2 protein-coding genes are annotated in these 1900 nt (G+C 49.9%); one reads left to right on the top strand and one right to left on the bottom strand.

The features are described from left to right. Positions 1 to 46 precede the first annotated feature (46 nt). Positions 47 to 1270: a hypothetical protein gene (locus ABYP33_RS18900; RefSeq protein ID WP_373092881.1), complete on the top strand. Its 1224-nt coding sequence runs from the start codon at positions 47 to 49 to the stop codon at positions 1268 to 1270. A 93-nt stretch (positions 1271 to 1363) separates the two neighbouring features. Here ABYP33_RS18900 and ABYP33_RS18895 read toward each other — a convergent pair whose 3' ends face one another. After that, positions 1364 to 1588, bottom strand: coding sequence for a hypothetical protein (locus tag ABYP33_RS18895; RefSeq protein ID WP_373092879.1), 225 nt, complete (start codon positions 1586 to 1588; stop codon positions 1364 to 1366). Positions 1589 to 1900: the final 312 nt, after the last annotated feature.

The following is a 1900-nucleotide window of genomic DNA, read 5'->3' as shown; positions in this document are numbered from 1 at the left end:
CTGATATGGCTATATTTTTGGGTAATGTACATAAGGAGGTGAGGGGATGGACTACACAAAATATCGAGACTTCACAGTTTGCGAGGCCCAAGCCGAGAACCTGGAAGCTGTCATCAAGCATGGTTCGCTCGTAAAAGCGGCTAAGGCGCTAGGGAAGAACAGCCGCACAATTGAGCGGTCTATTGAGTCCATTAAGCGTAATGCGGCTAAAAGGGGGTTTGACCCAGCAAAAGGCTTATCCCGACCTGGCCCAGATGGCTACAAGCTGCAAGGCTTCTCCGATATGCGGGAGAACGAGGAAGGCAAGCCGATATGGTACAAGTTCACAGAGGATAAGCTACGCCAAGCGGCGATGATAAAAGAAACCATCGCCTCAATGAAAGATGACATCAAGCCCCTCAAGATTCCCGCCCACACCAAAAAAAAATACGATAAAGAGTTAGTCCCTTGGTTTCAGATCGGCGACGCGCATATCGGAATGCTGGCCCACAAGTACGAGGTTGGCCACAATTTTGACCTCAAGATAGCAGAGCGCGAGCTGTGCAAAGCCTTCCAGATAGCGATAGACGAAGCGCCAGCATGTGAGCGGTGTGTTATCAACGACCTTGGCGACTTTAACCACTACGACAACATAGCGGGCGTTACAGAGAGGTCTAGGAACCAGCTGGATATTGATGGTCGGTTTGGGAAGATGGTGAATGTATCAAGTAGGATTATGCAGTATATAATCACCGCTTGCCTTGAAAAGTTTAAATACGTTGACGTGATAATCAACAAGGGCAACCACAACGACACGGGCGCTATATGGATGGCTGAGCTTCTGCGCTGTCGCTTCCAGACTGAGCGGGTGAAGGTTCTCGACAACGATTGTGAGTTTATCCCCTACCGCATGGGCAACACGTTTGTAGTTACTTCGCACGGTCAAAATTGCAAACCCGCCAAGATGGCTGAGGTTGTGGCAGCTCACTTCCGGCACGACTTCGCTGAATGCCAGTTTGTGTACCTCGACACGGGCCATATTCACCACAAGCAAAAGGCCATAGAGTTTGCCGGGTGCCAGTGGGAATCATGGAACACAATGGCACCTACCGACAAGCACGCGCATGACCACGGCTATGAGTCACGGGCGTCTTTAACTGTTGTGTATCGTCACAAGATATACGGTCAGCGCGGATCAAACACCATCCCCGTTGAAATGGTCAAAGACATATTGGATAACGTACCGGCTGGAACTGAGGCGAATAAGCGGAGGGAGGTTTATACGGTATAAGCGCCTTATGTGGCGCTATATCGGCTTAATGATTCTTTTGTGGCGCAATATAACACCAAACCGGCGCGATAACCGACGCGGTGTTAGTGTGCATTAGCCCTCATCCAAATAAGGGTCGCTATCTCCGCCGATATATTCAAACTCGGCGGCATTGCACATACAGCCGTCGCCGCTATCAAATGCACGCTCAAGCTCTGATATAGCGTTACTGGAACACCATGACCCTTCGTTTCTGTGGAACTCAATCATGTGCTTATCCCAGCTTGCGGGCACTTCTATTTCGTATTCCACCGTCATTCTAACCTTAACGCGCTTCATCACCAATACGCACGAGTCCTTGTGATTCTCCCCGATAGCCTGCTTGCAATATAAGCATCGCCGCTCAGGGCTTGCTGGCCTCATTGCTTTTTCAGTTACAGTGAACATTGTATCGATCCCCTTGTATAGTTGTTGTGACGCTATATCGGATACTCACACCTAACCCCCCGTATCTCCGTAACCTCTGGATTGACCACAACCACCGCATGCCCCCCTTTGGAGTGGCAGGCTTCTACGATTGAATCTAGGCTGGTGCAGCCTGTAAGGACTAGAATCAGGGGGATTATTCTCATTGGTTTCTCCGTTGTCGGG

The sequence above is a fragment of the Zhongshania sp. genome (assembly GCF_041584495.1).
Classification (GTDB): Bacteria; Pseudomonadota; Gammaproteobacteria; order Pseudomonadales; family Spongiibacteraceae; genus Spongiibacter.
Note: the sequence above shows the minus strand (reverse complement) of the source record. Positions and strands in the feature narration are given on the sequence as shown.